Genomic DNA, 15,568 nt, shown 5'->3' with positions numbered 1-15,568 from the left:
TATGGTATGACTCAATCTGAAAAAAACATGGACGCCCTGCTGAATCTGGCGATCCCGGTGACACTCGAGGACGAGGTTGCTGACTTCTTATTACTCCGCCCGGCATTGGCGAGCGGCTTTACTATCGTCGCAGCACAAGGCATGGGACAAGGCGCGAATCTGCTGAGTTCTATGGAGCAGGTGCAGGGGCGCTGCAAACGCAAACTGTTCCTGGTCGTCGGCGAACAGGAAAAACTACGCCAGTTGTTAAAAGAATTGTCACTGGAAATTAAAAGCCAGGACATTAGCTATTGGATTACCCCGGTTTTGCAATTCGGGAGACTGTCATGAACCACATCTTACCTACCACCATACGTCTGGCGCTGATCAGCATCGCCAGTTATTCAGCAATCGCAGCAGCGAGCAATGTGTTGCCTCCGGCAACGCCAGCAGATATCGCTGCCATTTTGCCGCCAGAGCAAGTGGTAAGAAAAACGCTGGAAAATTTACCGCAACTGCGTTCCGGCACACTGAATAAAGAACTCGCGCAGGCCAGCAAGCAACGTCTGGAAGCCGGTAGCCATGAATGGCTTATGCGGGTCTCGCAAGCGCGCCGTACCGAACAAAGCGGCGACAGCCTGCGCGATCAGGAAATTGCGATAGAACGCCCCGTGCGCTGGTTTGGCAAAGCCAGTAAAGATGCCGCCATCGGTGAAAAAACTGTCGATATGGCGCAACTGTCGTATGCCGACAGTTGGCATGAAGCTGGCCGCAGCTTACTCAACGACTGGTTCGACACCTTGCGCGCGGTCGCCTATCGCCAACGCCTGCAGGAACAAGCCGACATTACCGGTCAACTGCGCGGCATGGCAGAGAAACGGGTGAAAGCGGGTGATGCCGCCCGGCTGGAACTGATGCTGGCAGATACCGAAGCGAAACGGGTGGAAGCCCAATTGCAGCAAGCGCAACTGCGCGAAGAACAACAGAAACAAGCCTTGGCCACCTTGTATTCAGGATTGCAAATAGTTGAGCTGCAACAACTGCCTGCTCCCTTAAAAACGGAACAAAGCCATAGCTATTGGGTTGATCAGATCATGGACGACAATCATGAGCTGGAACTGGCCGAAGCCGAAGCGGCGCTGTCAAAATTACAGGCGTCGAGAATTGCTGCCGAAAGGATGCCAGACCCGACCGTGGGCATACGCGCAGCGCGCGAGCGCAGCGGGCAGGAACGCATCTACGGCATCAGCATCTCTATTCCCTTATCAGGCACAGCGCGCAAAGCAGATGCCAGTGCCGCGGCGCTGAAATCGAAAATGGCGGAAGAAAAATACCAGTTCACACGACTCAAAGTAACGCGTGAAGCGCAGCGCGTGGTATCGGAAAGTCAGAAGCAGTACACGATCTGGCAAACCATGCACGCAGTACAGCAGCAAAGCCAGGCGCAGGCAACAACGGCGCTGGCGGCCTATAAACTGGGCGAGGTCTCACTCAGCGATACACTGCAAATCCGTCGCAATGCAATTGACGCGACACTCGCCGCTGAAGCCGCACAAATCGATGCTTTGTTTGCCCACGCCCGCCTGGAGCTGGATGCGCACAAGCTATGGGTGATTGATTGATGTAAAAAACCGATGAATAATAAAAAAAGGCAGCGTACGCTGCCTTTTTTTATTGATGACGTAAATTGATGGCGTAATGATACGCCTCTGTGCTTACCAGCTATTACGACCTATTACGGCCTATTTTGCCCACATCTGCTGATAATGAGTGCGATAGTCGTTGGCCGGATCAAAGGTATTTTTCTCGCCACCGTCATAGGCAATATTTTGCGATGTCACCAGATGTACCGGCGTCACAAATCCACTGGCCGGCTGATCTGAGAATGCACGGTTAAGTTCATCGACCAGTTGCCATGCATGCATAGTCAGCGGTTCTGGAACTGTGCCACTTTGTATTCCTTTGCTACGGATACGGCGGTAAGCAGTCGCCGACCCATCACCGGCAGAAATACCCGAGAGTTTGTTGGATGCCACCAGCGGTGCAATACTGGACGCATCCAGCAAATCAAAATAAAAGTCATTCACTGCCATCACATGCGTCCATTTCGCACCGTGACGTTTGACGACGCTCTCCACCACGCCTTTCATTTTCAGATACGCGTCACTGAGCGGCACGTCTTCGACGCTGAGGATACGGCAGCCGTCGCATTGCTTGATCGCTTCTATCATTGCCGCCGACTTGGCCGCCATATACGGATTACTGGAATCGGTGAAAACGACGATACCCGCTTTGCTGTTCGAATCGACAACCGTAAATAAGGCCGCTACTTGCGCAGCTTCTTTTGGATTCGAGGTGATATTCGTGAACAAACCATCAGTCGGGCCACTCTTGACAGAAGCATGCCAACCAACGACAGGTACTTTCGCTTTTGCCGCTGCCGCGATTCCTTTGACCTGCGTCGCGACATCGACACCTGCCAGAATAATGCCATCCGCTTTCATATCGATTGCCTGTGAGATGATGGCTGCGCCCTGATTACAGCGGCCACGGCAATCAATCGACAATGTTTCCCAGGCACCCGCCGCACTGGCTTCACGGACACCATGAAAGACACCGGCAATCGCTGCATCACTCATATCACCGGCAATAAAAATAATCTTCTTTTTCTTGTGCATTTTCGGGCCATCCACCGGCCCTTCCCAGCGGTTTTTTAAAGCGGCGGCGCGAGCCACTTTAGCGTTGGCACGGCTCATGAATTGCACGGGGTTCTCTTGGGCTGTCGCGCCAGTGATGAAACTAAACACAACAAATAACACGGTCAGGCATTTACTTAGCTTAGCAGTCATGGTTCTTGGTTGGTCAGGTTAAAAACGAAACTGCGCAAGAATTGCGCAGATGGGCGTTTCATCTTTTCCAGATGGCAACAACAGGTCACATGCGAAACTCACCAGCACGACTGTCTCTGATACAAGGAAACAGCCTAGGTACGCTGAGTTGTACGGTTACTTGTTGCTACATCAATCAAATTGAAACAAATATTTACATTTCCGAAATGATTATTACAGAAATTTTTTCGGGATAAATAGAGTTTCAATACCAAGTCTGACGAAATACAATTTAATTTTCTATACAGGCAACTAAACAATATTTTGAATTACATAAAATTCAATGCACCATTCAAAATTTTGTTTCGCACTAAAACAAAGCAAATTTTGAGTTCAATTTGCAACACTTTTCAGACGTTTCCCCCTTTTATCGCCAGATAATGTCGCCCGAACCCAGACGTTCAGCATTCCTACGCGGCGGATTTCCCTGTACCAACAGATCGCCGCTACCCATCAGCCGCGCATTCACCTCTTCAGTCGCAAAAATCTTGCTGTCTGCCGAGCCCCGGGATTCGATAACGGCCTGCTTCACTTTCAACGCTTCTGCATGTAAATCTCCGGAGCCGGACAGTTTTGCGCTGAGCGCCGTACTCTGACCTTTTAACATCGCATCACCGGATCCCTGCATGCTTAACGTGACTTGCTCGCTATTCGCCAGCGATAAATTTAAGTTGCCACTCCCGCTCATCGCCCCCAGTATCTGGGTGAAATCGCCGTCGACTATCAGATCGCCGGAACCGCGCATACTGAATTCCAGCCTCTTTCCTTTAAAGCCTTTGACATCCACATCACCGCTGCCAGACAACTGTAGTTTTTCAAGCACAGGTAAATTCAGTTCCACCTTGATAGGTTCGGATTTTCCTAAAGTAATAAAAATACCGCGCGTCGCAATGTATAAAGTATTGCCGTCAACTCTGGTCGTCACCCTTGAAGTCAACTTAGGGTCACCTCTCACCGACAAGGACGGAACAGCTGACGAATGCAACAGCAAATCAATCGGCCCACTGAATACTACTTGTGTGACCTGCGCTGTCACCGGACGAGTATCGTTGCTGTCACCGGAAAAAAAATTGCCGTCAGCCGCTTCTGTCAGCGTGGTGGCATGCGCTTGCATGATAAAAGCCGAAACAGCGGTCAGGATGATTGCCAGCACCAGCATGCCTGCTCCTGTGCGAAGTATGTATTTCATTTCATAATCCTTTCAGTCGTTCTGGTAAATCGCTGTTAGTAACAGTAACGGGGAATGATCTTCATCAGATTTCGCATTGATCTCAGGTCGCCGGGATGAGCCTGAGTTGCGAAAAATTCCAACGCAGATACTGTCTGAATCCACGGAAACTAAACGCGGTCAATAACATACTCAACATCAGTAAAGCCACCGATCCTATGATCATGCTCATGCCCTTGAATACATCGTAGAGATCAAGTTGTTTGCCGAGATGAATTTGGATATCGACCGGTTCTACGATCCTGAGTCGTTTTGTCTGATGCACGTCTTCCGCAACAGATTCACCATGAACCTGAATCCCGGACGCTGAGATATCCACCTGGGCTTGCTTATTTATCTGGCGATCTGCAGTCGCAGGTGAGTGATCAACCACAAGCTGAGATGGTGTGTCATGGATATGCAATTCATCAACACCTGTAATACCGCCGGCGGTCAGCAAAATGCCAGCGAAATACAAAGATAATGCCGTCATAAAAGCGGCGCTTAACATGGCGAAACAGCACAGTGCGGGAATCAGCATCAGCAAATTGAAAATCGCCAGTCCAAACAAAGCAACAATTAAGCGTGCGAGGTTACCGACACTGACTTTATTTTTAAACTGACGAAAATGGATCGCTGCTTTTTGCTGGCTGGCAACCAGCGCCGGAGCCGGTAGCTGAGCAATCACTTCCTGCTCACTTTTTCCGGCAACCATGCCATCAATAAACTTTCCCTCATACGTCCATAACAGCTCTTCCTGGATATCTCCCGGTAAATCTTGCAGAGCCAGCTTGAGTGCATTCATATAATCGGCTTTAGTCATGCTATGTTCCCTCCCTGATTCTTTTTCTGGATACGATGGAAACAGAATACGGATTTATGCAGCACGAAGCGATGGCCATGCGACAGCGTGTCAAAACCCAGGAATGAAATGCAGAAACGGCAGACAGGAAGGAGGAAGCATGCTCATGCCGAGGGGAAAACATACAGCGAATATGTCTTACACATCAACATCAGTAGCGGTCAGGTAGTCGATAAAACGTGGCAGATGCAATGCTTTCCAGACCAAAGCATCTCAGATATACTGGATTTGGGGCTCCTACAATCGCCAGTCACAATAAGAGAATAATGTCATGCATGAAAGCATACCGCAAAGTTCCCTTTCGGACTCTTCGTCACCCACCACCATTCTGATCGTCGACGATACGCCACAAAACATCAAGGTGCTGGGCGAACTCCTGAAACAGGACTACCACATCCGTGCCGCCAACTCCGGTGAGCGGGCTTTGCATGCAGCTGACTCTGACCCGCGCCCTGATCTCATTCTGCTCGACGTGATGATGCCTGGAATGAATGGCTACGAAGTATTGCGCCATCTGCGCGCTAACGGAAATACAAAAAACATACCCGTCATCTTCATCACCGCCATGGCGACAGCGGAAAACGAAGAGTTTGGCCTCGAACTCGGCGCGGTTGATTACATTACCAAACCATTCAATCCTTCCATTGTGTTGGCGCGCGTTCATACGCAACTGGAACTGAAGCGTGCGCGTGATCGCCTCGCCAATGAAAACGACTGGCTCGAGCACGAGGTGGCGCGTCGTATGCGCGAAAATCTGCTGATACAGGATTTGAGTGTGCGGGCACTCGCCTGTCTTGCTGAAGCGCGTGATAACGAGACCGGGCAACACATTGTGCGCACCCAGATCTACGTCGAATTGCTTGCCCACAAGCTGGCTGAACACGAACGTTTCCGCGATGCGCTGGCCGGCTCCAGACTTAACATGATTGTCAAAGCAGCGCCGCTGCACGATCTTGGCAAGGTTGGCATACCGGACGCGATCCTCCTCAAACCGGGTCGTCTCACCGTGGAGGAATTCGAGATTATGAAAACGCATACGACGATCGGTGCCGATGCGATTACCAAGGCGATGGAGCAGGCGTTAGCTGGTGCCGATGATGCGATGGAAGAAATTGCAGGTAGTGCGTTTGCGTTTCTCAAGGTAGCACGCGAAATTTCCCTGAGCCATCAGGAAAAATGGGATGGCAGCGGCTATCCCGCCGGTCTTGCTGGTGACGCGATTCCAGTCTCGGCAAGACTGATGGCGCTGGCAGATGTGTTTGATGCACTGATGACGCGCCGTGTTTACAAACCGCCAATGACGCTCGACGAGGCAACAAAAATCATTCTGGATGGCTGCGGCAAGCACTTTGATCCGGCGGTCGTTGATGCTTTTGTCGCTTGCCGCGAGCGCTTTGCCGAGATTGCTGCGCGCTACGCTGATCCTCTCACGGAGCACAGCTGAGTCAAAAAGAGTTCAATGGAAGCTGATCCAACAGCACCGACTATCACTCAAGTTAATCGAGGTAATCAGTGATAGGTCAACACCACAGAATTTGTCGGGATTGCAGTAAGTGCTGAAACATTTCATCAATGACGTCAGGATTACAAATGAAGCTTTTGCGTAGCCCGATGCTACCTTACATAATGGGCTTTTTTTTGCCGGTAGCACTGTTTGTGCTGTTAGCAGGTACGCTGAATCTGCTGTCCTTCCGCGAATTAAGCAAGGAACATCAGACTGCGATTGCCGAAACAGCTGAAGATCAAAGAAAACTGAAACTCAACAGGAATATCAACAACGGCATTACAGCGATTCAGGTTCAGCTTGCCACGCTGATCGAGCAAGCCCGCTTGCAGAAGATTGATGAGGCGGTTGCCAGCCGTATTCATCAACAGCTGGCAAACCAGTTGAGCGATATGGAACAACAGCTGGTAAAAGCAAAAGAAGCGGTGGATGAGAAGAATTTGCGGGATTTGCAGCAAAATTTTCGGGATTATCGCGACGCCGTCCTTGCAGCGACAACGTTGGCCGTAACCGATACGTCCGGTGCGATGAGCCAAGCCTATCAGGCAACGCTCAGTCAGCAACATATCTCACAACAAGTGCGCATCATCGCTGCCGGCCTCAATGATCAGATGGCACAGCGCAGTGCGACACGGGAAAGAAACTTTCAGACACATGCGATCCGGAATATTGTGATCGGTGGCCTGCTGATAATGATGCTGATCATCGTATGGCTACGCCTGATCACGCGCCTGACCGGCCGATTGTCGATGCTGACATCGGCTCTGGATGGTTTATCAGAAGGTGTTCTGACCCCGAAATTGCTGCCGGACGTACAAGTCATTGCAGAAAAAAGAGGCAGTCTGCTGGGTGATCTGGCGCGTGCCGTGCTTGCTTTTCGCGAGACCAGTCTGGCGCACCGCCAAGCGCAGTACGATCTTGGCGAGCGTATGAAAGAGCTGTCCTGTCTGTTCGATATCCTGCGTATCACTATCCGTGATGACATCAGTATTGAAACCATGTTTGATTTAGTCGCGGCGCGGCTGCCGGCAGCGATGCGCTTTCCTGATATGGCAACAGGGTTCATCGATTGCGGTAATAAGCATTACGGTCAACAGGCCACAGGGGAATGCCTGAGTGCCTCTTTCATCGGAATCCAGGGTCAAAATGCACGGGTCTCCGTCGTCTATACCGCAGCGCTGCCGGCTGATGCGGGAGCGCCATTTATTCCCGAAGAACAGAGTCTGGTAGAAGCCGTCGCGACCCACATGGCCGCTGCCGTTGAGCGGCACCGTATCGCTGCGGCGGAAGCAGACCGGCAGGCACTGATTGACACCGTCATTGCTGAGGCGCCGGATGCGATTGAACTCGTAGACATGGAAACCCTGCGCTTTATCGAAGCCAATGCAACGAGCTGCAAACTGCTGGGTTATACGCACGAAGAAATGCTCAGCATGCGCGTGACGGATACGCAGGCAACGATGGACACTGAAGAGAAGTTCACCGCGCTCAGGCAAAACGTCGCAGACCACGGTCGCGTCGAGTTCGAAAATCGTCACCGGCGCAAAGATGGCTCGGTCATCGAGGTTCGGGTCAACGTCAAGGCAATCCGGCAAAAAGAACGCGACTATCTGGTCGCAATCTGGCGCGATATTACTACTGAGAAAGCAGTGGCGACAGAAATACGGAAACTATCGCTGGTCATTGAACAAAGCCCAAATTCCATCATCATCACCGATCTGGATTGCCGCATCGAGTATGTGAATGATGCCTTCACCCGTAATACCGGTTACAGACGCGAAGACGTGATCGGCAAAAACCCGCGCTTGCTCAAGTCAGGCAAGACAACGGCGACAGTCTATGATGCCATGTGGCAGGCGCTGACCAACGGCACAACATGGCACGGCGAATTCGTCAATCTCGATCGCGCGGGGCGGGAACAGATAGAAGCTGCGATTATTGTGCCGCTACGCCAGCCGGATGGCAGCATTTCCCATTATGTTGCGATCAAAGAGGATATTACCGTCAGGAAGCAACAGGAAAATCAATTACGTAAATTGATTCTTGCGGTCGAGCAAAGCCCGGAAAGTATCGTCATTACCGATATCAATGCCAGGATCGAATATGTGAATGACGCCTTTCAGCGCAATACCGGTTACACAAAAGAAGAAGCGATCGGTATCAATCCGCGGGTCCTTAAATCCGGGCGTACACCGCAATCAACCTACGACGACATGTGGACGACACTTTCGCGCGGTGAAATCTGGCGCGGCGAACTCGTCAACCGGCGCAAAGATCAAAGCGAATATGTGGAGTTCGCCAACATTGCACCGATACGCCAACCCAATGGCGAAATCACGCACTATCTTGCAATCAAGGAAGACATCACTGAGAAAAAAGCGATGCTTGATGAACTGGAACGTCATCGTGAACACCTTGAGCAACTGATTGAGATACGAACCGCCGAATTAAATACCACGATACACGAGCGCGATGCGTTGTTTGATGCGGCAAGTACCGGCATTGTCCTGCTCAAAAACAGAATCATCATACGCTGCAACCGACGCATGGATGAGATGTTGGGATATGCCTTCGGCGAGCAGATCGGACAATCAACCCGCATCTGGTTCCATGATGACGCGGCCTACATTACCGCAGGCAATCAGATTTATCCAAACATCATGCATGGAAAAATCGATGTCCGCGAGATGAATCTGTTACGCAAAGATGGCAGCTCGCTTTGGTGCCGTACCTTCAGCCGGGCCATTGATCCGGCAGATCCGACGCGCGGCAACGTTATCGTCTTCGAGGACGTGACCGCCGAACGTGCCGCCACAGAACAAATGCGCGCCGCCAAAACCCTGGCTGAAAACGCAGTGCGCATGAAATCGGATTTTCTCGCCAACATGAGCCATGAAATCCGCACACCAATGAATGCGATTATCGGGATGTCGCATCTGGCGATGAAGACTGAATTAACACCACGCCAGCGCGATTACATGAAAAAGATACAGTGGTCGAGCCAGCACCTGCTCGGCATCATCAACGACATTCTGGATCTGTCGAAGATAGAGGCCGGCAAGATGACGGTCGAATCCATCGATTTCGAGCTGGATCAGGTAGTAGAAAATGTGATCGGGTTAATTTCCGAAAAAGCCGCTGCCAAAAACCTCGAACTGATCTTGGAAATTGACGCCGATGTTCCTCACAGCCTGATCGGTGATCCGCTGCGTATCGGTCAGGTGCTGATCAACTATGCCAACAATGCCGTCAAGTTTACTGAGAAAGGAAATATCGCGATCCGGGTCGCCGTTGCGCGCGCTTCGTCCCACGAGCTCATTCTCAATTTTTCAGTCAGCGACACAGGCATCGGTCTGGATGAAGAACAACGTAATCGCTTATTTCAGAGTTTTGAGCAAGCAGATTCCTCCACAACCCGCAAGTATGGCGGCACCGGTCTGGGACTGGCCATCTCGCGCCAACTGGTCAGCCTGATGGGTGGCGAGGTTGGCGTCGACAGCAAACTGGGAACCGGCTCCACTTTCTGGTTCACTGTTCCGCTTGGTCATCGCGAGGGAAAACAACAACAGTTGCTACCGGCACCGGATCTGCGCGGCCGCCGCGTATTGGTGATTGATGACAACGATCACGCCCGCGAAGTAATTGGCGACATGTTGAGCAATATGTCATTTATTGTTTCACTCGCACCTTCAGGTTTAGCCGGTATCGCCGAAATTGCACGCGCTGCAAACGCAGGCGAGCCCTATGAAATTGTGTTTCTTGACTGGCAGATGCCCGGTCTGGACGGTATTGCCACCGCCAGAAAAATCAGTGAAAGCATGCCGACGAATGCGCCGCATATGGTGATGATCACAGCCTATGGTCGCGATGAAGTCATGAAGGCTGCCGACGAGGCAAAAATCGATGATGTTCTGATCAAGCCAGTGACTTCATCCATCTTGTTCGATACCGCCATGCGCATCCTCGGCACCACTCAGAGCAGCCAGTTGCGCTCGGCAGAACATCCAGCGCCCGGAACAGATCTGGCCGCGATTACCGGCGCCCACATCTTACTGGTTGAAGACAATGAACTGAATCAGGAAGTCGCGATGGAACTGCTTCAGCAAGCCGGGTTTCTGGTTGACGTTGCTGAGAATGGCGCGCTTGCAATGACGATGCTCGACCGTCAGGAACATAACTACGATATGGTTCTGATGGATATGCAAATGCCAGTCATGGATGGCGTCACCGCAACCCGCGAAATTCGTAAGCAGGCAAAGTGGGCGGCGTTGCCAATCGTCGCGATGACAGCTAATGCAATGGCGAGCGACCGTGACCGTTGTATCGAAGCCGGTATGAATGGTTACCTCGTCAAACCTATCGACCCTGATCAGTTATGGATGACTCTGCGGCGCTGGATTAAGCCATTGCGGGAGATAACTGTCGCCACCATCAAACCAGTACATAAGCAATCTGATGCTGTCACGATCGCGCCTGTTGCGGGACTTGATGTGAAGGCCGGCTTACATCACGCGCTGGGAAAAGAAGCGCTGTACACGTCTTTACTACGCAAGTTCAGCGATGGCCAACAAGATTTTCCGGAGCGGCTGACAGAGGCAATGACACAAGGCGATCTGGTATTGGCCGAGCGTCTGGCACACACATTCAAGGGTTTATGCGGGCAAATTGGTGCCGGAGAATTGCGCGCGATGGCCGAGTCTCTTGAACTGTGCATCAGGAATCAAGAGCCGAAGGAGAAAATTCAAGCAACACTGGAACGCATTCCAGCCCCGCTGGCGGAACTCGTTAGCGCAATCGATCAGCGTTTCCCGGTAGCAGAGTCTGTACAAACCACTGCGGCGGTCGATCTGGACGAACTACGTGAAATAGGCATCCGCCTCGCGGCAGAACTTGCGGCGGATGATTTTTCCAGCAGCGATACCTTTGATCAGCACGAAGCGCTGATGCGGGCGGCGCTCGGCGAACGTTTTATGACACTTGCGTCCGCCATACATGATTTTAATTTTGCCTTTGCTGCAGATCAGTTGCGAGAAGCGATGGCGATACATGGAATCGACATCTAGCCTGTCGGGCCGATGTTAAAGAGAAAAGATGACCAGTATCTGCAACGAACCGCGCCCATCAAAAATAAGGCGCTGTGTTCGTTAATGGAGGATGCGACAGGCATCAAATGTACGTAACCATGTCAATTGCAGTATCCGCGCTTCGTTGCTGGCACGATGACGCGCCAGATTGAGTTCATCCTCGACCTGTATTTTGGTTGCCTGCCACATGGATTCCTGCTGCGGTGAAATAATTTCGCGCAGATCGGCTAACCGGAAATTTGGTGAACACGCCGCCGCCTCGAATAAACGTGCCATCAAGATGTAATCATGCACCCAGCCATCGGTGTATACGGTATATCCATCGAGTTGGCTATTGAGCTGTTCGGCCACCATCCGCACGGGATTACCATTTGCCACCAGAATTTCACGCGGAATCTGGTGTAAGCCAGCAGCAATCTCATCCCACAGATTCCAGTCATGTTCCGGCCGGATCAGACTACACCAGCCTTCGCCGTGACGTTGAGAAAAACCGACTTCAACCGGATAACTGCCTCTGCCAAAACCCGAGGCTTCAAACGCGATCACAATAGGCACGGTCATCATGGCGGACTCCGACTGAAAAATTACGACGAGGACAGCACTGTATTCTGTACTATCGCCACAGATCTGCAAGTTTTTTAAGCACTTCCTGGCGTCGGTCGTTCACAAATTTATTCTGGCAAAGGCGTGCATAACTCAACCATGATGCCATCGGGGCAGCGCAGATAAGAAACCGTCTGTCCCCACGGTTTTTGTGAAGGCGGCGAGAGTTCTCTGGCTCCGCTCTGCAAAGCGTGCGCGTGTGCCTGTGCCACATCATCAGTGACGAAGGCGACTTCAAAACCAAGTGGTAGCGCAGATTTATGGGCTTCAACATGGCCACCGGGATAATTAAAAGTCCCCATTTCATGTACCGCAAATGCCAGTGTGGTTGCACCGGTATCGAGTTCGCCATACATACCTGAATCATCTAAAAAGCGACGACGACAACCAAAAGCTTTTTCAAAAAAACTGAGCGAAGCGGCAACGTCAGGGACATAAATAATCGTGTAAGCAAATTTCATCAACTGACTCCCCCATGAATATTGTTTTAGGCGCCGGAAAAAAAGAGCAGATCACACCTAATAAAATATGCCTGCAATATATCCACCGTACAATTTCTCAGCATCATCATTACAATATAACCAACATTGCAATGTTTTGCTTTTTTATTTTCAGATTCATCAATCGCTGAAAAGCAAACACTGATGCGGGTCACGATGCTAAATCCAAATTTCGGCTATGCTTGCTCGAAAATTGATGCAGATGATGCAAAACACCGTAATTTAGAAGGAATTCTCGTGAGCAACTTGTTAAACCGACGACTGGCACTACTGGATAACGACACGTACCGCCCTCTGCTCGGACAGGGCTTGCGTGGTATAGAACGTGAAACCCTGCGCGTTGATGCAGCAGGGCACCTGTCGCCAAAGCCGCATCCAGCAGCGCTGGGTGCAACACTGACCCATCCACAGATTACAACCGACTATGCCGAGTCCCTGATGGAATTCATCACGCCGGCAGAACAGGATATCTCGCTGGCATTGGAAAAACTGGATCAGATTCACCGTTTCGCCTACACCAAACTGGGCGATGAAATGCTGTGGAGCCAGTCCATGCCTTGCCCTTTGCCAGACGAAAAAGACATACAGATCGCGTGGTATGGCAACTCGCACATCGGCATGATCAAGCATGTGTATCGTCGTGGTCTGGCACTGCGTTATGGCAAAAGCATGCAATGCATTGCCGGTATTCATTACAACTACTCGATTTCTGAAAACATCTGGAAGGCATTACAAAAAGCGGAAAACACCAGCGGCGATGCGATGTATGTGCAGTCAGAAAATTACATCGCCATGATCCGCAATTTCAAACGTTACAGCTGGTTGCTGATGTATCTGTTCGGCGCCTCGCCAGCGCTGGCAACGTCATTTTTGCGTGGCCGTACGCATCAGTTACAAAGCCTGTCGGAAGATACGCTGTATCTGCCTTACGCGACCAGCCTGCGCATGAGCGATCTGGGTTATCAGAATAACGCGCAGGATGGACTGGTTCCGCCATATAACAGCCTGATGGATTACATGCGCAGCTTGTCCATCGCTGTCCGCAAACCGTATCCCGCGTATGAAAAAATCGGCACTCAAATCAATGGTGAATGGGTACAGATCAATACCAATATTCTGCAAATTGAAAACGAGTTTTACGCGACCATACGCCCGAAACGCGTGATCCATACCGGCGAACGTCCTATCGAAGCGCTTTGCGCACGTGGTGTGCAATATGTCGAAGTGCGCTGCATGGATGTGAATCCATTTGATCCGCTGGGCATAAATCTGGAAACTTCCCGTTTTCTGGATGCTTTTTTATTATTCTGTGCACTGGATGAAAGCCCGCTGACCAATCAGGCCGAAGGCGAGGAAAATACCCGCAATTTCGCGCTGACAGTTAAAGAAGGACGCCGCCCTGGCCTCATGCTGAGTCATGGCGGGCAAGAAATTTCTCTGCAAAACTGGGGGCTGGAATTACTGGAAAAAATTGCACCGGTAGCTGCACTGCTGGATGCACAACGCGGCGATCATGTGCATGCTGATTCGCTGCAGGTACAGCGCGAAAAATTGCAAGATCCCGATCTGACGCCATCGGCGCAGGTTATGACAGCGATACGCGCTGAAAATAATTCGTTTTATCAATTTGCGCTGAAACAAAGCAAGGTGCTGGCAGAACAATTCCGCGCCCGCCCGCCAAGCGAGGAAGAACGCCGTTACTTCGAAGAACTGGCCAGAGTTTCGGTCGCCGAACAGGAAGAAATGGAGCGGTCGCAAACCGGCAGCTTTGATGAATTCATCACCGATTACCGCTCCCGCACGTCCAGTCAGTTGTGCTGCGAAAGCTGATTATGTAACGATGCTGATTTGATGAATATTAAAAAAGCCGCCAGCAGATCAGACTGCTGGCGGCTTTTTTATTCAGACAGAACGACTTATTCGTCCTCAAACAGATTACCCAGGCCACCAAGGACGGAGCCCTGTTCTGCGCCTTTACCACCGCCGATTTTAGACGCACCGACGATACGGTTTGCCAGGCGGGATAATGGCAACGACTGCAGCCAGACTTTGCCCGAGCCACGCAAAGTCGCAAAGAACATGCCCTCCCCGCCGAACAAGGCGGTCTTCACGCCGCCGACAAACTGAATATCGAAATCAATGTCTTGCGTAAAGGCGACCACGCAGCCGCTATCGACGCGCAAGGTCTGGCCGGGTTGCAAAGTCTTTTCTATGATCGCGCCACCGGCGTGAATAAATGCGAGGCCATCGCCTTCGAGCTTTTGCAACACAAAACCCTCGCCGCCAAAGAACCCTGCGCCCAGACGTTTCTGAAACGCGATGCCGAGCGCCACGCCTTTTGCCGCGCACAGGAAAGCATCTTTCTGACACAGCAAAGTGCCGCCCAGTTGTGACAGATCCATAGGAATGATTTTGCCGGGATACGCAGCACCAAAAGCGACTTTGCGTTTTTGTCTGCCGCCGTTCATGAATACCGTGGTGAACAAGGATTCGCCAGTCACCAGACGCTTACCAGCACCGAGCAATTTACCGAAAATGCCGCTTTGCGCAGCAGAGCCGTCACCGAAGATCGTCTCCATCTGCACATCGTCTTCCATGTAAAACATCGCACCAGCTTCGCCGACTGCCGCTTCATTCGGGTCGAGTTCAATTTCGACAAACTGCATGTCGTCGCCGAAAATCTGATAATCAATAACGTCCATTGCCATGATGAATTTTCCTGATGAAAAAAGGTTGACCGGTGCAAAACACAGCGAGCGGCATTGTAGCCAGAACACCGTTGCGAATGCTAGTTTTTCGCCCGGTAATATTTTTCTGAAAATACCGCGATACAAAACACTTCGATTCCTTGTCCGGCACCTGTTTTTCTGAGCACCTGCGATCATCGGCCGTCAGCGTCTGATCTGCGTACAACGCGCAAGGATATTCTTGCATTCTTGCC

General features: G+C 51.2%; 11 protein-coding genes. 5 read left to right on the top strand and 6 right to left on the bottom strand.

Features of this window, described 5'->3' with window-relative positions; all coding sequences use genetic code 11:
* Window positions 1-6 precede the first annotated feature (6 nt).
* On the top strand, window positions 7-330 hold the full coding sequence (locus KDM87_RS15410; RefSeq protein ID WP_186884291.1) for a DUF3240 family protein: 324 nt from the start codon (window positions 7-9) through the stop codon (window positions 328-330).
* Window positions 327-1,601 carry a TolC family protein gene (locus KDM87_RS15405; protein ID WP_212679952.1) on the top strand — a complete coding sequence of 425 codons (1,275 nt, stop codon included), beginning with the start codon at window positions 327-329 and terminating at the stop codon, window positions 1,599-1,601. The genes KDM87_RS15410 and KDM87_RS15405 overlap by 4 nt, the downstream gene beginning before the upstream one ends.
* A gap of 120 nt (window positions 1,602-1,721) precedes the next feature.
* On the opposite strand, the gene KDM87_RS15400 is transcribed toward KDM87_RS15405, so the two are convergent.
* The 3 genes from KDM87_RS15400 to KDM87_RS15390 all read right to left on the bottom strand — a co-directional run bounded on the left by KDM87_RS15400 (window position 1,722) and on the right by KDM87_RS15390 (window position 4,897).
* The gene (locus KDM87_RS15400; RefSeq protein WP_212679950.1) at window positions 1,722-2,828 is read right to left on the bottom strand and encodes a substrate-binding domain-containing protein; all 1,107 of its coding nucleotides are present in this window, start codon (window positions 2,826-2,828) and stop codon (window positions 1,722-1,724) included.
* Window positions 2,829-3,234: 406 nt separating this feature from the next.
* A complete protein-coding gene (locus KDM87_RS15395) occupies window positions 3,235-4,056 on the bottom strand; it encodes a head GIN domain-containing protein (protein ID WP_212679948.1) in 822 nt (273 codons plus the stop codon).
* 82 nt (window positions 4,057-4,138) lie between these two features.
* Window positions 4,139-4,897, bottom strand: coding sequence for a DUF1700 domain-containing protein (locus tag KDM87_RS15390; RefSeq protein ID WP_212679947.1), 759 nt, complete (start codon window positions 4,895-4,897; stop codon window positions 4,139-4,141).
* A 310-nt stretch (window positions 4,898-5,207) separates the two neighbouring features.
* Between KDM87_RS15390 and KDM87_RS15385 the strand changes: the two genes are divergently transcribed.
* Together KDM87_RS15385 and KDM87_RS15380 are read left to right on the top strand one after the other, a co-directional pair.
* Window positions 5,208-6,380: a response regulator gene (locus KDM87_RS15385; RefSeq protein WP_212679945.1), complete on the top strand. Its 1,173-nt coding sequence runs from the start codon at window positions 5,208-5,210 to the stop codon at window positions 6,378-6,380.
* A gap of 146 nt (window positions 6,381-6,526) precedes the next feature.
* Entirely contained in the window at window positions 6,527-11,503 is a 4,977-nt protein-coding gene (locus KDM87_RS15380; RefSeq protein ID WP_212679943.1) for a PAS domain-containing hybrid sensor histidine kinase/response regulator, read from the top strand.
* 81 nt (window positions 11,504-11,584) lie between these two features.
* On the opposite strand, the gene KDM87_RS15375 is transcribed toward KDM87_RS15380, so the two are convergent.
* Entirely contained in the window at window positions 11,585-12,088 is a 504-nt protein-coding gene (locus KDM87_RS15375) for a hypothetical protein (RefSeq protein ID WP_186897589.1), read from the bottom strand.
* A 107-nt stretch (window positions 12,089-12,195) separates the two neighbouring features.
* Entirely contained in the window at window positions 12,196-12,588 is a 393-nt protein-coding gene (locus KDM87_RS15370) for a VOC family protein (protein ID WP_212679941.1), read from the bottom strand.
* Between the two features lie 276 nt (window positions 12,589-12,864).
* Here KDM87_RS15370 and gshA point away from each other — a divergent pair, with 276 nt between their 5' ends.
* Window positions 12,865-14,457 carry a glutamate--cysteine ligase gene (gshA, locus tag KDM87_RS15365; RefSeq protein ID WP_212679939.1) on the top strand — a complete coding sequence of 531 codons (1,593 nt, stop codon included), beginning with the start codon at window positions 12,865-12,867 and terminating at the stop codon, window positions 14,455-14,457.
* A gap of 86 nt (window positions 14,458-14,543) precedes the next feature.
* Here gshA and KDM87_RS15360 read toward each other — a convergent pair whose 3' ends face one another.
* Window positions 14,544-15,335, bottom strand: coding sequence for a TIGR00266 family protein (locus KDM87_RS15360; RefSeq protein ID WP_212679937.1), 792 nt, complete (start codon window positions 15,333-15,335; stop codon window positions 14,544-14,546).
* Between the last annotated feature and the right edge of the window lie 233 nt (window positions 15,336-15,568).

Source organism: Cognatundibacterium rivi, from assembly GCF_018139565.1.
Taxonomy (GTDB): Bacteria; Pseudomonadota; Gammaproteobacteria; order Burkholderiales; family Burkholderiaceae_D; genus Undibacterium; species Undibacterium rivi.
This window is presented reverse-complemented; position numbering and strand designations above follow the sequence as displayed.